Raw genomic sequence first — 17,781 nt, 5'->3', positions numbered from 1 at the left:
GTTAAGCGCTGCGCGCCTGTTTCTGCTTAGCCAGCCAGACCGCGCCCAGCCTTCCCGCCTGGTTACCCAGCTCGCAGGGAAGGATGGGCACCCGGAGCGCTTCCCACTCCTCGAATCGCTGTAGGTATTTATCCAGCAGGAGATAGATTTTCTCCTGCTCGCTAATGCCGCCGCCAATCAGCACCGCCTGCGGATCAAACATGGAGATCACGCTGTAGATGCCCCGCGAGAGGAAATGCGCCCACTCTTCTATGGCCTCACGCAGATGCACGTCACTGTCCATGCGTCTAAACAGCTCCTCACCGTCAGGCATCTCATCTTCCGACACGGCCAGCGCGCGGCGGCAGGCTTTCATCAGGCCGCTGGCGGACGCCACTTCGTGCATCGGCTCGCCGTTGTTGCCAACGGGCAGCACGCCAAACTCACCCGCCCGGTAGTGCGACCCACGGTAGAGATCGCCCTCCATGACGATACCGCCGCCGATGCCGGTGCCGATGGTGATGCAGACGAAATGCTCATAGTCCTTACCGGCGCCCTGCCAGCGTTCGCCCAGCGCCGCGCAGTTGGCGTCATTTTCGGTTGTTACGGGGAGATCGGTCAGCTGTGCGAAAAGCTCGCACAGGTTTTCGCCGTCAAGGTAATCCAGCGCCCCGGCCTTGGCCGCTTCGCCGGTATGGTGATTGATGTGGCCCGGAAAACTCACGCCGATGCCGACGATCTCATGCTCCTGGCGGTACTTATCCACCACCGCTTTCCACTTCTGTTTGAAGGTGCTTTCATCGTCAGGCGTATCATATTCATCGGATGTCAGTTCTTCGCCGTTTTCGTTGATCACGCCGTGTTTGATGTGGGTTCCGCCCACGTCAAAGCCGATAAATAGCTGCATTGCATTGTTCCTCATGAGCCCCTGAGCTATTAAGTATGGCTCCGGCGGCAGAAACGAAACGTAAAGTACGGTAATCCGTGATACGGCTCGTAAACCCGTTACCGACTGGCGAGAAAATCACCAGCCGGAACTACCCTTGTTGTACACCTACTGCAAGGAGACGGTCATGACAAACAATCCTCCCTCATCGCGTATCCAGCCAGGCGAGTATGGTTTTCCTCTTAAGCTGAAGCCCCGCTATGACAACTTCATCGGCGGCGACTGGGTGGCGCCCGTCGACGGTGAGTACTATTCCAACCTGACGCCCGTTACCGGCCAGCCGCTGTGTGAAATTGCCAGTTCGGGCAAGCGGGATATCGATTTAGCGCTGGATGCGGCGCATAAGGCGAAAGATAAGTGGGGACAAACGTCCGTTCAGGACAGAGCGGCCATTTTGTTCAAAATCGCCGATCGGATGGAGCAGAATCTGGAGCTGCTGGCGACCGCGGAAACGTGGGACAACGGCAAGCCGATCCGGGAAACCATGGCGGCGGACGTGCCGCTGGCGATTGACCATTTCCGCTATTTTGCGTCCTGCATTCGTGCCCAGGAGGGGGGAATAAGTGAAGTTGACAAAGATACCGTGGCGTATCACTTCCACGAGCCGCTCGGCGTGGTGGGGCAAATTATTCCGTGGAACTTCCCGCTGCTGATGGCGAGCTGGAAAATGGCGCCCGCGCTGGCGGCGGGTAACTGCGTGGTGCTGAAACCTGCACGCTTAACGCCGCTTTCGGTACTGCTGCTGATGGAGGTGATTGGCGACCTGTTGCCGCCGGGGGTCATTAACGTGGTCAACGGGGCCGGGGGAGAGATCGGCGAATATCTGGCTACTTCAAAGCGTATTGCCAAAGTGGCGTTTACCGGCTCAACGGAAGTGGGTCAGCAGATCATGCAGTACGCGACCCAGAACATCATTCCGGTCACCCTGGAGCTGGGCGGGAAATCGCCGAACATCTTCTTTGCCGACGTGATGGATGAAGAGGACGCCTTCTTCGACAAAGCGCTGGAAGGGTTTGCGCTGTTCGCGTTCAACCAGGGTGAAGTCTGCACCTGTCCGAGCCGCGCGCTGGTGCAGGAATCCATTTATGAGCGCTTTATGGAGCGGGCGATCCGGCGCGTGGAGTCGATTCGCAGCGGTAATCCGCTGGATAACGTCACCCAGATGGGAGCGCAGGTATCGCATGGCCAGCTGGAAACCATCCTCAACTATATTGATATCGGTAAAAAAGAGGGGGCCGATGTGTTGACCGGCGGTCGTCGTAAGGTGCTGGGCGGCGATTTGCAGGAGGGTTACTACCTTGAGCCGACCATCCTGTTCGGTAAGAACAACATGCGCGTTTTCCAGGAGGAAATTTTTGGACCGGTGCTGGCCGTCACCACGTTTAAAACCATGGACGAGGCGCTGGAGCTCGCCAACGACACGCAGTATGGCCTGGGGGCGGGCGTCTGGAGTCGTAACGGTAATCTGGCCTATAAAATGGGCCGCGGCATTCAGGCCGGACGCGTATGGACAAACTGCTATCACGCCTATCCGGCTCATGCGGCGTTTGGCGGCTACAAGCAGTCGGGCATCGGGCGTGAAACCCATAAGATGATGCTGGAGCATTACCAGCAAACGAAATGTCTGTTAGTCAGCTACTCCGATAAACCGCTGGGGCTGTTTTAATCTCCGGGCTCAGGCCGTTCCGGGTGGGGTGACCTGAGCCGGGTTAAAGCCGGGTGGCGGCTTCGCCTTACCCGGCCTACTTTTTACTCCCTCTCCCGTGGGAGAGGGCTGGGGTGAGGGCAACAGGCCGCAGTTATTCAGCTTTCATCCACCCATATCCGCATTTCCCCTTCTCCCCGGTTTGCCCAGCTGAACCACGGAATAAAGGTCAGCGTCCGGGGCTGACGTTCTACCGGCGAGTGGTCGTACTGCCACAGGGCATCAGTGTCCTTCGCCTGACACCCGATCCCTTCCGCCTGTATCAACATCTTGTGCGCGAAAATGCCTTTGCCTTCAAATACCCGAAACGCGCTGTCCTGGGGCAAAGAAAGGTTATGCAGATTTGCGCCGTTATCGGCTTCTTCCAGGCAGTAAACCAGCGGTCCACGCTGCAATGCGACTTTCCCCGCCTGCTGGCGCACCTGCGGGTTGCCGTACACGCGGTGGACCGGCATCGGTAACGTCAGCGTCAGCGTGTCGCCTTCCTGCCAGTTGCGGTTGAGGTATAAGTATCCACGGGAGACCTCGCCTGTAATGGCCTGACCATTGAGCGAAACAGCCGGTTCCGCACACCAGTCCGGCAGCCTCAGGGCCAGCGTGTGAGTCACCGGAACTGGTGAGGTAATCTCGATTTTCACCTGCTCATGCCACGGATAGTTTCCGCTAATCCGCAGCTGGAGGGTGTTATCCCCAACCGGAATGACCACGTCGTTCCCCACGTACAGGTTGATCAACAGCGCGTCCGGGTGAACGGTATAAATGTAGTGCCCCAGCGAGGTCAGCACGCGCGCAATATTCGGCGGGCAACAGGCACAGCCGAACCAGCGCTGGCGCACCGGTTTGACGTGGTCATAAATATGGTTAAAGGCCAGGGTTTTGGGGTGCACTTCCAGCGGATTCACATAAAAGAAATGCTTACCGTCCAGCGCCATGCCGCCCAGCACCGTGTTGTACAGCGCGCGCTCCATCACGTCGGCGTAGTGGCTGTCCGCCTCCATCTCCAGCATCCGGCGGGCATACATCATCAGGCCGATGGAGGCGCAGCTTTCGGCGTAGACCGTATCGTTGGGCAGATCGTAATCGCTGCTGAACGCCTCGCCGCTGCTTTGCGAGCCAATCCCGCCGGTGATGTACAGCTGGCGTTGTGCCATGTTGTTCCACAGCCGCAGGCAATCCTGACGTTTCCCCTCGTCGTTGCTCAGGCGCGCCAGATGCGCCATGCCTGCCATCAGATAGACAAAACGCACGGCGTGGCCGATGGCCGTTTGTTGTTCGGCAAGCGGCTGATGCGCCTGACTGTAGGCTTTGTCCTTGACCATCCACGCCGGGCCATAGGTGTTCCAGTATGACGTTCTGCCGCGCTTCTCGTATTCGATATCGTAGAAGTGAGGCTGCGCGCCGCGTTCCTCAATAAAGTATTTCACCAGATTGAGATAGCGTTGCTCCTGCGTGACGTCGTACAGCCGCATCAACGCCAGCTCGATTTCCGGGTGGCCCGGATAGCCGTGCAGCTGGTTTTCGCCCGGGCCAAACACGCTGTCGATATGATCCGCCAGCCTGCACACCACGTCCAGCAGGCGGCGCTTTCCGGTTCCCTGGAAATACGCCACGCCCGCTTCAATCATATGTCCGGCGCAGTACAGTTCGTGGCATTCGGCCAGATTGGTCCAGCGCTCGGCCGGTGCTTTCACCGTGAAATAGGTATTGAGATAGCCATCTTCGCACTGCGCCGCTGCGACCAGCTCGATCACCTCGTCGGCGGTTTTTTCCAGTTCAGCATCCGGCTTCTGGCACAGCGACCACGCCACGGCTTCGAGCCATTTCGCCACGTCGCTGTCCTGAAAGACCATCCCGTAGAACTCCCCCTGTTCCAGACCGGCCGCAATGCGGAAGTTGGCGATGGCGTGGCTGGGTTCGGCCTCCGCCACGCGATCGTTAAGCGCATCCCACTGGTAGGGGATCACCACATCGCGGACCAGCCGTTGGTACTGACCAAGAAACGGGTCGTTGATTTTCAGCTGATGCAGGTCGGCTTCCATTATGGTCATATCGTTCTCCTCAGGACTGTACATGACGCTGGCGCAAATCGGTGGCAATGCGCGACATCACGGGATTGTTAAGCCTGCACCAGCGGATAGCGACCGCCAGCAGCAGGTGGAAAAGGGCAGGGAGCAGCGTCTCCATGGCGGTGATGCCCTGCAATGAGGCGGGCGTCTGGTTACCCGCGCCTGGCTGATAGGCCACGGCAATAAACACCAGGCTGATGATCCCGGCGCTGGATGCCCACGCGAGCTTGATGAAAAACAGGTTGAAGGCGAAGTTCATCCCCGATGAGCGCACGCCGGTTTTCCATTCGCCGTAGTCATCGGCAAAGGCCATTAGCGAGAAGTGCAGCGGCAGGGTGAAGCCCAGGATCACGCCGTTACTTAAAATCACGATCAGCCAGAGCGTCTGGTGCGCCGGGCCACCCGGCAGGAACCACATTCCCACCGCAAGCGCAGCGAGTATCAGGTTGGTGTAGTAGTAGAGTTTGACGGTATCAATTCGGCGCGACAGCGGACTGACGATCACCGCGCCCAGAATGGCGGCAAAGGTCACCATGGTGAAAAACAGCGAGGTGTATGCCGTGCTGCCCTGAAGCACGTAGGTGATGAAGTACATGTATCCGCCGCCGCGAATGTTGAAGACGTTGATCAGCAGAAACGACATCACCAGCATCAGCAGCAGCTGATCGTTTTTCCGCAGGCCCGCCAGGTGCTCGCGCAGGGTGAATTTACCCATCAGCGCAAGCGGGACGCGCTCGCGCACCCAGAAGAAGCAGCACAGGAACATCACCACGGCGATGGTGCACAGCACGCCGACGCCCAGCTGATAACCCCGGGCGGTATTGCCCTGTCCCAGCTCTGACACCAGCCACGGCAGGCCAACGGAGACCAGAAAGCCCGCCACGCCGCACAGTACGAAGCGCCAGGACTGGCAGGATATAACCTCGTTGTGGCGGGTGGTCATGGTGTTGATCAGCGCGCAATATGGCACGTTGATGGCGGTATAGCCCACTGAAAGCAACAGATAGGTGCCGAACGCCCAGGCGATTTTCACGCCCATGCTGGCGTCCGGGACGGTGAAGGTCAGCACGCCGACGATCCCGATGGGAAGCGCGACCCACAGCTGCCAGGGACGAAAACGCCCCCAGCGGCTCTGCGTGCGGTCGGCAATCACGCCCATCACCGGATCGGAAATCGCGTCAAATACCCGAAGGGCAATAAACAGCGTGCCCACCAGCGCAGGCGTCAGGCCAAATACATCGGTATAGAAAAAGGTCAGAAAGTTCATGATCAGGCAGGTAATTACCGTGCCGCCCGCGTCGCCCAGGCCGTAGCCAATTTTCTCGCGGACTGAAAGCCGGTCATCGGCTGCCTGTTTTGCAACTTCTGCGTCTGTAATCGGTGTGGAAGTCATGGGGTAACTCCTCGATAAACGATTTTTTTATCGTATTTGTGCAAGGTACCCCATTTATTCTGCATTCAACGGGCAGACCAACAAGGGAAGGGAAAAGTATAAAAAGGTGACGATTCCGACCTGATGGTAAAACTGTGAGTTTGATCGAGCCGTTCTGCTGATATTTATTAATAATCAAGGGATAAAGACAATATCAGCCACCATAAAAGCGGAAAAATGAATATCCATGCTTGAATTATCCATAGCACTTCCGATCAGGGTTCAAAATGGCGGGTTATTTATCTCCCGGGGCGTGGGCCGTCATCCCGCACGAAAATTATCTTCGTGGGAGATAATTTTTGTCGAAAAAGGGACATTAACGATCCAGGAGGAAAATACGCTGTTTGAGGTAAACGCTGGCGAGAGTTTATTACTTTGGCCGAAGCGACGGCATGTCGGCGTGGAAGATTTTCCGGGCGATCTCAAATTTTACTGGCTGCATTTTGAGGTGGATGAACGCTTGCCTGCGTTGCCAGGCGCGACGCCGCTGTCGATTGAGCAACACTGTAGCGTGCGGGATCCGCAATATGTTATTGCGTTATTCCGTCAGTTTTTAAGCGAGCAGGAAAAATTACAGCGTAGCCAGGCGCTGGAGATAATTTTGCTGTTAATTTTGCAGCAGATATCGCTCTCGCCGGGATATGAAGATAAAGCGGATGATGCGGGCGCAGCAATGGCGTGGAAGGCCAAGCAGCTTATCCGCACGCACTTTCATTTGCCCCTGTCCACTTCGCAGCTGGCAAAAGAACTGCACTGCAACGCAGATTACCTGGGGCGGGTATTTCGTCGGACGTTTCATTTAACCCTGACGGAGGCAATTCACCGCCAGCGCGTCAGGGCCGCTGAAAAACTGCTGCTGAACGATGCGGCCTCATTAACTGAAGTGGCCGCCCGGTGCGGTTTTAATGACGTGGGTTATTTCCGGCAAATATTCTCCAAACATACCGGGTTAACGCCCGCCGTCTGGAAACGGCGGTACTGTAAAGAGCATATTAATTCCGGATGATCACTGGCCGTAATAGGCATTTGCGCCATGCTTGCGCAGGTAATGCTTATCCAGCAATTCCTGCTGCATAACCGGAAGCTGAGGTGCAAGCTGGCGCGAGAAAAGCCCCATATAGGCGCACTCTTCCAGCACCACGGCATTGTGTACCGCATCGGCAGCGTCTTTGCCCCAGGCAAACGGGCCGTGAGAATGAACCAGCACCGCCGGGACCTGCATCGGGCTTATGTCGCGCTCCTCGAAGGTTTTGATAATGACTTCCCCCGTCTGGTATTCATATTCACCCGCGATTTCAGCCGGGGTCATCAGCCGCGTGCAGGGGATCGCACCGTAGAAATAGTCCGCGTGCGTCGTGCCCCACGCGGGTAAATCCTGCCCCGCCTGCGACCAGATGGTGGCGTGGCGGGAATGGGTATGCACAATGCCGCCAATTTCCGGGTAACGACGATACAGCGCGAGATGGGTCGGGGTGTCGGAGGAGGGCTTTTTACTCCCCTCGACCACTTTACCCGTGGCGATATTTACCACCACCATATCTTCTGCGGTCATCACGTCGTACTCCACGCCGGATGGTTTGATCACCATCATGCCGCTGGCACGGTCAACCGCGCTGACGTTGCCCCAGGTGAACGTCACCAGCTGGTGGGCGGGCAGGGCGAGATTTGCCGCCAGCACCTCGGCTTTGAGTTGTTCTAACATGTCATGCCTCCTTCCTGCATTCGGGCTTCAATCCAGCGGCGCGCCTGGATGATCTCCAGCACCGGCTCTTTGGCTTTCTCGGTCCACATTTCAATCAGAAATGCGCCGCGATAATTAAGTTGATTCAGCGTGTTAAACACGCCAACGAAATCGACGCAGCCCTCGCCAAACGGCACATCGCGGAACTGTCCGGGGCTTTGCTCGGTAACGGGCCGGGTATCTTTCAGGTGGATAGCGGCGATGCGGTCAATGCCCAGCGTCAGCTCGGCGGTGACGTCGTTGCCCCACGCGCTCAGGTTGCCGACGTCCGGGTAAACGCTGAACCACGGCGAGGCGAGCATGTCGTCCCACTTTTTCCACTTGCTGATGGAGTTCATAAACGCAGTGTCCATGATCTCTACCGCCAGCATTACCTGCGCGGCGGCAGCCTGCTCTACGGCCCACGCCAGCCCTTCGGCAAAGCGCTGTTGCGTGCCCTCATCGTGTTCCTCGTAGTACACGTCATAACCCGCAAGCTGGATGGTGCGAATACCCAAATCACGGGCCAGCCGGATGGCTTTGGTCATGATCTCGCGGGCGCGTTCGCGCACGATTTCATCGCGGCTGCCAAACGGGAAGCGACGATGGGCAGACAAGCACATCGACGGGATGGCCACGCCGGTCTCCAGCATCGCTTCCACAAGAGAGGCGCGCTGCGTGGTACTCCATTCAAGGCGCGATAAACGCTCGTCGGTCTCATCCACCGACATCTCCACAAAATCGAAGCCGCAGCTTTTTGCCAGAACCAGGCGCTCCGGCCAGGAGAGATCTTTTGGCAGCGCTTTTTCGTAAATGCCTAACGGATGCTGACGCATGGTTACTCTCCCCAGATGTCGCGGATTTGCGAATGGAATGCCTGTGCCACCTGCGGCGGATTATCGGCGCCTGCCAGCGCGCGCCCGGCAATGAAGGCTTTGACGTTGATCTGCTTAAACAGCGACAGGTCAGCGGGGGTGATACCGCCAGTTATAGAAAGCTGCAAACCGATATCGGACAGCGCCTTCATTTTGCTGAGATCCGCCTCACCCCACTGCTGGCCGCTGGCCTGTGCGTCGCGCCCGCGGTGGTAAATCGCCTGCTTCACCCCGATGCGATGCCACGCGCGTGCGTCGTCCAGCGTCCAGTTGCCAAACAGCTCCATCTGGATCTCGCCGCCGCCGCGCAGTGCGACCTCGTGGCCACGTTCAACGGTGGCCAGCGGGGCGGCACAGATGATGGTCATCCAGTTTGCGCCTGCGCCAAACGCCTGCTCAGCCAGCGTTTCTCCGGCATCGGCGACTTTCCAGTCCGCCACGATAATTTTATCCGGACACTGCGCACGCAGGGCGCGAACGGCGTTTAGCCCTTCGGTCAGGCATAGAATGGTGCCGGCTTCGACGATGTCGACGTGATCGGAAAGCGTCGCGACATCGCGCTGCGCGGCCTGAAGCGAGGTGTGGTCGAGCGCCAGCTGCAATAATGGTCGGCTCATAGGTCGTACTCCTTAACACGGGCGTGATAGCCCTGTAATGCTGAAATCAGTAGCTGGTAACGGTGATATTTGCGCTGGTAGGCGGCATGGGCACGCATGTCAGGTTCAATCATCCGGATGTCATGCCTGAGGGCGCGCTGAGCGGCGTAAAAATCGGGATAAAGGCCTGTACCGACGAGCGCGGCCAGCGCCGCACCGGAACAGCCGGTCTCTTCCACCTGCGGGAGTTCAATCGCCAGGCCGCTGACGTCTGCGAGCATCTGCATCCACACGTCCGAATGGGTTGGGCCGCCCGTCACACGCAAGGCCTGCACGTGGGGAAAGCGTTCGAGCATACGGTTGAGGTGGGTCATGTGGCTGAATACCACCCCTTCATAAACCGCCTGGAGGAGGTGCGCGCGGGTATGCAGCGCCTGCAAGCCATAGAAGCCGCTGGTCATCTCCAGCCCGGCGTTGCTGCCGTAGAGGAAAGGCAGGAAGAACACATCGCTTTCAGCTTTTGGCAGGCTGGCCACGGCGTGGTTAATCTCATCGAATGACATATCGCCCCATTGGGCCGTCAGCCATTCCAGGTTGCCGGACGACGTGGGGCTGGCTTCATGAACGATGAACTGCTGCGGATGGACGTAGCGGCCATAGACGTAGGGGAAAGGCTCGTTGTCGCGGATGCCGTGGGCAATCCCACTGGTTACGGCCCAGGTCCCCATTACGGCATTCAGCGTATGTTCGTCATGCAGCCCGGCGCAGATCGCGGTGGAAACCACATCAAACAGTCCACCAACGACGGGAGTACCCGCCGTGAGACCGGTCAGTGCGGCTGCCTGAGCGGTGATTTCCCCGCAAATTTCTGCTGAACCGATAATAGGCGGCAGGGCACCGTCAATGTCGCTGATGCCGAGCCAGCGCGTGAGCTGCGGATCGTACTGCCCGGTATTCATGTTGTAGAGATTGGATTCCGAGATGTTGCTCTCTTCGCAGCCTTTGACCCCGGTCAGACACCAGCGCAGGTAATCGTGCGCCATCATCACGCTGCCAATTTGCTGATACCGCTGAGGCTCGTTCTCTTTAACCCAGCGCAGGAGTGAGGCCGGATGCCCCGTCCACAGCGTCTGGCGAGTATGCGGATAGAGCTTTTCGGGTATACCGTCCTGCTGCCAGCGTTGTACGATCTCCAGCGCACGGCGATCGGAGGAGAGTATGGCGTTACCCAGGGGGCGATCCTGTTTATCGAGCAGAAACAGCCCCTTGCCCTGGGCTGAAATGCCAACGCCTTTGATCTGACCGCCGTCAGCGCCTGAATTTTTGAGCAGCAGGGCGACGGTTTTGTGGCAGTGCTGCCAGAGCTGGTGCATATCCCGCTCGGCGTAGCCGGCGCGTGGGCTGAGCGTGGCCACTGAGCGGCGTTCAATACAGACTTCTTTGCCCTGGCTGTTGTATAAACCGGCTTTCAGATAAGTACCGCCACAATCGATACCCAGCCAGAAGGGCTCTTTTTCACTCATCTTCTTCTCGCTTAATTGCCGGGTGGCGCTTCGCTTACCCGGCCTACGGTTTGGTTTAGTGGGTCAGGTGAGGGCCTCAGGCCGCACGTTTATGTGGAGTCACCGTGGGGTTGGGCTCTGCTCCGGCATCGCATTTCGCCGGTAACAGCAGGGCCAGCAGCGATGCCAGCGCCAGCGAAACTGCCAGGCAGTAAACGCCTGCGTCTTTGCTGTACAGGGTGATCAGTACGCCTACCGCATAAGGACCGCAGAACCCGCCGAGGTTGCCCAGGGCATTGATCACGCCGCGAGCGCCACCCGCCATCTCAGCGCTGAACAGACGCGCCGGGATGGTCCAGAACACGCCCGCTGCGGATTGCAGGAAGAAGCCACAGCCCACCAGTGCGGCATAGGCCAGCCAGGTGTGCTCTTTCAGCGCCACGGAGAGGAACATGCAGAGCGCAAAGCCAATCAATGGCAGGGAGACAAACAGCTTGCGCTTGCCGGTGCGGTCAGAGAGCGTAGAGAACAGGAACATGCCAGCAATGGCGCCGATGTAAGGCAGAATGGCGAGCATTCCCACCTGGCCGATGCTGGTGTGTGTCAGCTCCTTCAGAATGGTGGGCAGCCAGAGGGTGTAACCGTAAATGCCGGTCTGGTAGAAGAAGTTGAGGGCGATCAGCTGCCACATGGTTTTGTCAGACAGCACCGCGCTGAGCGAGGCGTTTTTCACCTCTTTACCCGCAATGGCCTGCTGCTCTGCCGCCAGCGTTTGTACCAGGTAGTTTTTCTCGGCCTCAGAGATCCAGCGTGCTTCCTGCGGTCGGTCGTAGACGGTGAACGCCCACAGCACCAGCACAACAACGGACATCAGACCTTCAATAATGAACAGCCAGCGCCAGTCGAGAGCGGTAATAATCCAGCCCGACAGCGGGGCGGTGATGATCCCGGCGATGGGCACGAACATGATCACAATCGCGTTGGCGCGGCCGCGCTCGGCATCCGGGAACCAGTTACTGATCATCGTGAGCACAACGGGCAGCATCCCACCTTCCGCCACGCCGAGTAAGAAGCGCAGTACCAGCAGCTGATACTGGTTGGTCACAAGCCCGGTCAGAACCGAGATCACCGCCCAGGCAACCAGCGACCAGCCGATAAACTTCTTACCGCTGCCGTGCACGGCAATTTTGCCGCCGGGAACTTGCAGGAACAAATAGCCGATAAAAAAGATCCCCCCCGCCAGGCCCGCCATCGTGGCGGAAATGCCCAGCTCTTCATCCATACCGCCGGGCATCGCAAAAGCTATATTTACGCGGTCCATATAGGAAATAATGCAGGCGATAAGAATAGGGGGAATGATCCTTAGCCAGCGCTGGCGCGGAATGTCCGCGTGTAGAGCATTAGAAGAAATATTCATAGTTAATATCTCATTGAAGGTAACCGGAAAATGTATTCTTTATTTTTATTGTGACGCTTTATTCATAGCGCTAATGCCGTCGCGCAAAATAGCGATGCGATGGCTGACGTCAGCATTAGCATTTATTTCCAGTAATTTAATACCGGAGAATTTCAATGTTGCGGCGCTCGCCGCAGTAAACAGCGTTTTTACATGTTCAGTGGACATGAGACTGTCGGCGCAGAACGAAGAAAACGGCGCGTGCAGATCCTGCCATTCTCCATACTCACCGTGAGGGGTCGTGCCCGAAAACATCAGCGCCCCCAGCTTCCCGGCAGCGAGTGCCGCCTGAACATGTTCCAGCGGAAGGGCGGTGTTGCGACCTTCGATGGCCGAACGTGCCCAGTTGATACAGACGCTGATATCGGTCTCTTTCACTACCTCCAGCACCTGCTCTAAGGGCAAGAACCCTTTACGCGGCGCCGGGCCATTCATCGCATCACAGTGTTCCAGCACCAGATCGCAGCCCCAGTCCCAGCTCGCGATTTCCCGTACCGAGCGGGAGAATGCTTCTGTCGCTTGCTCGACAGAATCATTACCCGCCTGCGGTGCGGCCTGCATTTCCAGAGCGATCACTTTCCCGGGAAAGCGGGTGTTAACGGCATCAATCTTTTGATGCAGATGGCGGTAATATTCAATGCACGCTTTACGCTGTTCTTCGTCCGCGGACGCCAGGCCAAACGCGCCGTTGCTGCCGCGGCGGCGCATGGTTTCCATAACGGCTGTGACAACGATCTGCCAGTCGCCCGGCGTATGACGAAACAGCCATTCATCACCAAACGGATGGAGATTTTCAAGGCAAGGTTGTTCCAGCCCGCGAATATTTGGCGTGTCGGAAAGTTCCCGCCAGAAGGCGTATTCTTCCTGCTCCCCTTTCTGGTGAAATGAGGGTGCACAGGGGTACGCACCAATAATAAAACCGGTGTTGGTCATTTCGCATTCCTGTATTTATCAGAAAATTAATCTAATTCGCTGATGGCCACTTTCACCACAATTTTACGAATTGCGGATCCCTTGTTTTTAATACAGGCAGGACGGTGAACATCCTGCGGGAAAAATATGGCGTAACTGCCAGGTATCATTTCGATAAATGACTCATGTTCGCTGTCGTGATAAAAAATAATATCCCGTTGCTCCAGCAATGATTCGCTGATTTTGTTATTCCCGGTATCAATAGCAATACCGATTTTTTCTTCGCCCCAGGCCAGAAACTGGATATCCAGATAGCGGCGATGGACTTCAGGGCGGTTCTCGTGTTGTTCCCTTGTGGTGAGGTCGAGAACCTGGGCAAAAATGTTGCGGCCTTCAATTTCGATCACGCCCGGCGCCAGGGTGGTGAAATCCGTGGTACGCAGAAAATTAAGCGCCTTTTCTATCGCCAGCGGCAGGCGACATGGATTTGGCTGTGCAATATGTCCGAATATCATGACCCACTCCTTACAGAGACTGGATTTTCGCCCACACGCTGTCGTCAACCGTGATGCCGTTGCGGCGATTCTCCTCCAGCAGGCGTGTGAACTCATGGCCTGGCAGACGGACGGCGACATTTTCATCAGCGCGTTCTGCGGTGGTGATGAAGTCCATGATGCGCTGTAGTTTGGCATCGCGGGTTGGACCGTCGATCAGGCGATCCACTTCGATGGCGATAAAGATCTGCGATACGCCGTATTCGTCGCTGTTGTCCTGGGTCACTTCCGCGACGGACGCGCCGTCAGAGAGCAGGGTGGCGATCATGTCGAGCACAATCGACAAGCCGGAACCTTTCCAGTAGCCCATGGGCAGAATGCGACGGTTATTCTCAATCACGCCCGGCTCTCTGGTCAGATTGCCTTCATCGTCAAAGCCGCCGTCGACCGGTAATTCGCGTCCGGCCAGGCGATTCACCTCCAGCATGCCGTAGGAGAACATCGACATCGACATATCGACCATGGTGATTGGATTCGACGGGATAGCGACGATCAGCGGGTTTGTGCCGATGCAGCATTCTTTTGATCCCCACGCGGGCATCACGGCAATAGAGTTGGTCCAGCAGATGCCGATATAGCCTTTCTCCGCCGCCTGCCAGCCGTAGCTGCCGCCGCGCATCCAGTGGTTAGCGTTACGCAGCGCCACCAGGCCGATCCCGTGATCGGACGCCAGCTCGGTAGCACGGTCCATCATCTTCTTCGCCGTCAGGTTGCCGATGGAACGCTGGGCATCCCACTGTTCGATGGCGCCTAATGTCGTTACGCGTTTCGGCTGGGCGTCAGGGATGATGTCGCCTGCGTCAAGCTGCTGAATAAATCGCGGGAAGCGGTTGACGCCGTGTGAATAAACGCCGGACTCCGTGGTGCGGGCGAACATCTCGGCGCAGGCGTCTGCGGTATCCGCTTTTACACCGCGATCGAGCAGAACCCGATTGAACGCCGCTTTCAACTCTTCGAAGGTCACTTTCATCCCTGTTCTCCTGTTTTTTTAGGGGCAAGTGCGAGTGCTTTTTTATCGCTAAATTTCACTATACGAAATCTGATTTCAAATATAGCGATCAAATTTTGTCAGATCAACGACATTCACGTTTTTCAAAATCGATTAAAATCAAATGGTTGTGTTTTTTCTGTTGAGATCGTGAACTAAACCACACTTTGCGCTACCATCAGGGCGCGATAAACAGGAGCCATTTGATGAGCATAAAAGAGAGCGAAATGACGCAAGAAAAAGAGAGGCCAGCAGGTAGCCAGAGCTTGTTTCGCGGCCTGATGCTGATTGAAATCCTCAGTAACTATCCGAACGGGTGTCCGCTTGCGCATTTATCAGAACTGGCGGGGCTGAATAAAAGCACCGTGCACCGGTTATTGCAGGGGTTGCAGTCGTGCGGGTACGTGACGCCGGCACCGGCGGCAGGGAGCTATCGTCTGACCACTAAATTTATCGCCGTCGGGCAAAAGGCGCTTTCATCGCTCAATATTATTCACGTGGCGGCGCCGCACCTCGAGGCGCTGAACATTGCCACCGGCGAAACGGTCAACTTCTCCAGCCGTGAAGATGATCACGCGATCCTGATTTATAAGCTTGAGCCGACAACCGGTATGCTGCGCACGCGCGCATATATCGGCCAGCATATGCCGCTCTATTGTTCTGCGATGGGCAAAATCTATATGGCGTTTGGTCATCAGGATTACGTGGCGAGCTACTGGGAAAGCCACCAGGAACAGATCCAACCTTTGACCCGCAACACCATCACCGAACTGAGCGCGATGTATGATGAGCTGGCGGAAATTCGCGATCACAGTATGGCGATGGATAAAGAAGAGAACGAGCTGGGGGTGTCATGTATCGCCGTGCCGGTCTTTGATATTCACGGGCGCGTGCCCTATGCCATCTCCATTTCGCTGTCGACGTCGCGCATGAAGCAGGTGGGTGAGAAAAACTTGCTAAAACCGCTGCGTGACACGGCGGAAGCTATCTCGAAAGAACTGGGGTTTAACGTGCGCGAGGCGTAACTGATGAACCGATTTATTCTGACGGATCCAGAAAAATGTATCGGGTGCCGCACCTGTGAGGTGGCGTGCATGATGTCGCATCAAAGCAGCGCCACGCCAGAAGCGCTTACGTCACGGATCCGCGTGGTTAAGGGGGGTACCTTCACCACGGCCGTGGGCTGCCACCAGTGTGAAGATGCGCCCTGCGCGAATGTCTGCCCGACGGGGGCCATTCACCGTGCTGCGGGAGCCTGGCTCGTTGAGCAGGCTCGCTGTATCGGCTGCAAAAGCTGTATGGTGGCGTGCCCGTTCGGGGCAATGCAGGTTCGGGTCGTGGAAGATCGCGTTCAGGCGCTGAAATGTGATTTGTGCGCGCATCGCGAGGGCGGTCCCGCCTGCGTCGAAGCCTGTCCCACCCACGCGCTGCGCTGCATAGACCCCGCCAGATTACGCGCGGAACGGCTGCGTAATCTGGCCTGAGGTTTTATTAACCGGCCTCGCGCCAGGCGTTCTCAATCTCTTCGGCGAGAATTTTCACACCCGCTTCGATTTTTTCCGGGTCCGGGACGTAGTTCATGCGCATGCACTGGTGCGTGTGCGGCCACGGCTTATCCAGCCCCGGGAAGAAGTAATCCCCTGGCACCATCAGTACGCCACGTTTTTTCAGACGCTGATAAAGCAGCTCTGTCGTAATGGGCAGATCCTTAAACCACAGCCACAGGAAAATTGCCCCTTCCGGTTTATGGATCAGGCAGCGTTCTTCCGGTAAGTAGCGGCGAAGGATGGCAATAGTTTCCTGAACGCGCTGAGAGTAAAACGGCTTAATCACCTCATTCGACAGGCGCAGCAGGTCGTTACGCCTGATCATCTCGCACATCATCGCCGGGCCGATGCCGCCAGGAGAAAGGCTAATAATGCCGTTCATGTTGGTAATGGCGGTGATGATTTTCTCGTTAGCAATGATAATGCCGCAGCGACTGCCCGGCAGGCCCAGCTTGGAGAGGCTCATGCAGAGGATGATATTCGGGTTCCATAGCGGACGCGCTTCGCTGAAGATGATCCCCGGGAACGGTACGCCATAGGCGTTATCGATCACCAGCGGGATGCCGTACTGATTCGCCAGCGCATCCAGCTTCATCAGCTCGTCGTCGGTGATCACGTTGCCCGTCGGGTTGGTGGGACGTGATACGCAGATCATGCCCGTCTCTTCACCGATATGCAGATGTTCAAAATCGACGTGATATTTGAACTGGCCCTCTGGCAGCAACTCGATATTCGGACGTGCGGAAACAAACAGGTCTTCTTCGAGGCCGGCATCGGCATAGCCGATATACTCCGGTGCCAGCGGGAACAGCACTTTTTTCGTGGTGCCGTCGGCGCGGCGTCCGGCGAACAGATTGAATAAGTAGAAAAACGCGCTCTGACTGCCGTTTGTCAGTGCAATATTCTGTGGTTCGATATCCCAACCCAGCGCTTCCCGCAGCATTGCCGCCAGAAGCGTCAGTAGTTCTGTTTTACCCTGAGGGCCGTCGTAATTACATAGCGCATCGGTTGCTTTACCGTTTTCCAGCATCTCTGCCAGCAGCGTCTGGAAGTAGGTGTTCATCTCCGGAATTTGAGCCGGGTTTCCGCCGCCAAGCATGATAGCGCCTGGGGTGCGCAGCCCGTCGTTGAGGTCCTCCATCAGGCGGGTAATGCCTGAATGGCGGGTAAATTTGTCGCCGAATAGTGAAAACGTCATAGCAGGTGATCTGTCGGGCTTAATATGAAAGGCAGTAACCATAACGCCAGCACCGTGTTGGTGCAAATCGGCGGATGTGGTCGGATTTGTTGTTTTATGTGGCGGGTTTGTATTTGTGTGGTGAATTGTTCTGGTGAATGCCCCTCACCCCGGCCCTCTCCCCCTGAGGCTGAGAGTTCCCCACAAAATAATGCCTGCACAGACGGCCCCCTCTCCCTTGAGGGAGAGGGCTGGGGTGAGGGGGAACATACGGCTCTGGTGGTCATTCCGTTCACGTTATGCTCCTTGCTACTCTGTCACGACAT

The 17,781-nt window shown here is 56.9% G+C and carries 16 protein-coding genes; 4 read left to right on the top strand and 12 right to left on the bottom strand.

Translation table 11 applies throughout. From position 1 onward, the window contains the following. Window position 1 precedes the first annotated feature (1 nt). Window positions 2-886: an ROK family protein gene (locus IMQ56_RS04585; protein ID WP_015572761.1), complete on the bottom strand. Its 885-nt coding sequence runs from the start codon at window positions 884-886 to the stop codon at window positions 2-4. Between the two features lie 166 nt (window positions 887-1,052). Between IMQ56_RS04585 and aldB the strand changes: the two genes are divergently transcribed. Next, window positions 1,053-2,591, top strand: a complete 1,539-nt coding sequence (gene aldB / locus IMQ56_RS04580; protein ID WP_006808612.1) for an aldehyde dehydrogenase AldB — start codon at window positions 1,053-1,055, stop codon at window positions 2,589-2,591. A 137-nt stretch (window positions 2,592-2,728) separates the two neighbouring features. Here aldB and IMQ56_RS04575 read toward each other — a convergent pair whose 3' ends face one another. Both IMQ56_RS04575 and IMQ56_RS04570 read right to left on the bottom strand, forming a co-directional pair. Beyond that, window positions 2,729-4,678: a glycoside hydrolase family 127 protein gene (locus IMQ56_RS04575; protein ID WP_196063926.1), complete on the bottom strand. Its 1,950-nt coding sequence runs from the start codon at window positions 4,676-4,678 to the stop codon at window positions 2,729-2,731. 10 nt (window positions 4,679-4,688) lie between these two features. After that, window positions 4,689-6,089, bottom strand: a complete 1,401-nt coding sequence (locus tag IMQ56_RS04570) for an MFS transporter (RefSeq protein ID WP_017693791.1) — start codon at window positions 6,087-6,089, stop codon at window positions 4,689-4,691. Between the two features lie 226 nt (window positions 6,090-6,315). Here IMQ56_RS04570 and IMQ56_RS04565 point away from each other — a divergent pair, with 226 nt between their 5' ends. After that, window positions 6,316-7,134, top strand: coding sequence for a helix-turn-helix domain-containing protein (locus tag IMQ56_RS04565; RefSeq protein ID WP_045616099.1), 819 nt, complete (start codon window positions 6,316-6,318; stop codon window positions 7,132-7,134). Here IMQ56_RS04565 and araD read toward each other — a convergent pair whose 3' ends face one another. From araD to yiaK, 8 genes are all read right to left on the bottom strand, one after another. Next, entirely contained in the window at window positions 7,135-7,830 is a 696-nt protein-coding gene (gene araD / locus IMQ56_RS04560; protein WP_023304611.1) for an L-ribulose-5-phosphate 4-epimerase, read from the bottom strand. Beyond that, window positions 7,824-8,684 (bottom strand): L-ribulose-5-phosphate 3-epimerase, encoded by an 861-nt coding sequence (locus IMQ56_RS04555; RefSeq protein ID WP_017693794.1) that lies wholly within the window; start codon window positions 8,682-8,684, stop codon window positions 7,824-7,826. The genes araD and IMQ56_RS04555 overlap by 7 nt, the downstream gene beginning before the upstream one ends. A 2-nt stretch (window positions 8,685-8,686) precedes the next feature. Next, a complete protein-coding gene (ulaD, locus tag IMQ56_RS04550; RefSeq protein WP_017693795.1) occupies window positions 8,687-9,340 on the bottom strand; it encodes a 3-keto-L-gulonate-6-phosphate decarboxylase UlaD in 654 nt (217 codons plus the stop codon). After that, a complete protein-coding gene (locus IMQ56_RS04545) occupies window positions 9,337-10,842 on the bottom strand; it encodes an FGGY-family carbohydrate kinase (protein ID WP_015572756.1) in 1,506 nt (501 codons plus the stop codon). The genes ulaD and IMQ56_RS04545 overlap by 4 nt, the downstream gene beginning before the upstream one ends. Window positions 10,843-10,918: 76 nt before the next feature. After that, entirely contained in the window at window positions 10,919-12,238 is a 1,320-nt protein-coding gene (locus IMQ56_RS04540; RefSeq protein ID WP_017693796.1) for an MFS transporter, read from the bottom strand. A gap of 45 nt (window positions 12,239-12,283) precedes the next feature. Continuing rightward, window positions 12,284-13,210 (bottom strand): DUF4862 family protein, encoded by a 927-nt coding sequence (locus tag IMQ56_RS04535; RefSeq protein WP_015572754.1) that lies wholly within the window; start codon window positions 13,208-13,210, stop codon window positions 12,284-12,286. A gap of 26 nt (window positions 13,211-13,236) precedes the next feature. Further along, window positions 13,237-13,704, bottom strand: a complete 468-nt coding sequence (locus IMQ56_RS04530) for a YhcH/YjgK/YiaL family protein (protein ID WP_023304610.1) — start codon at window positions 13,702-13,704, stop codon at window positions 13,237-13,239. Between the two features lie 10 nt (window positions 13,705-13,714). Then, entirely contained in the window at window positions 13,715-14,713 is a 999-nt protein-coding gene (gene yiaK, locus IMQ56_RS04525) for a 3-dehydro-L-gulonate 2-dehydrogenase (RefSeq protein WP_196063925.1), read from the bottom strand. Window positions 14,714-14,937: 224 nt separating this feature from the next. On the opposite strand from yiaK, the gene yiaJ reads away from it, so the two are divergent. Both yiaJ and IMQ56_RS04515 read left to right on the top strand, forming a co-directional pair. Beyond that, window positions 14,938-15,756: an IclR family transcriptional regulator YiaJ gene (gene yiaJ / locus IMQ56_RS04520; RefSeq protein WP_015572751.1), complete on the top strand. Its 819-nt coding sequence runs from the start codon at window positions 14,938-14,940 to the stop codon at window positions 15,754-15,756. A gap of 3 nt (window positions 15,757-15,759) precedes the next feature. Next, the gene (locus IMQ56_RS04515) at window positions 15,760-16,215 is read left to right on the top strand and encodes a 4Fe-4S dicluster domain-containing protein (RefSeq protein ID WP_023295598.1); all 456 of its coding nucleotides are present in this window, start codon (window positions 15,760-15,762) and stop codon (window positions 16,213-16,215) included. Between the two features lie 7 nt (window positions 16,216-16,222). Here IMQ56_RS04515 and avtA read toward each other — a convergent pair whose 3' ends face one another. After that, a complete protein-coding gene (avtA, locus tag IMQ56_RS04510; protein ID WP_045907581.1) occupies window positions 16,223-17,476 on the bottom strand; it encodes a valine--pyruvate transaminase in 1,254 nt (417 codons plus the stop codon). Between the last annotated feature and the right edge of the window lie 305 nt (window positions 17,477-17,781).

Source organism: Enterobacter sp. Res13-Sevr-PEC09-46, from assembly GCF_015672585.1.
GTDB classification, from domain to species: Bacteria; Pseudomonadota; Gammaproteobacteria; order Enterobacterales; family Enterobacteriaceae; genus Enterobacter; species Enterobacter hormaechei_C.
Note: the sequence above shows the minus strand (reverse complement) of the source record. Positions and strands in the feature narration are given on the sequence as shown.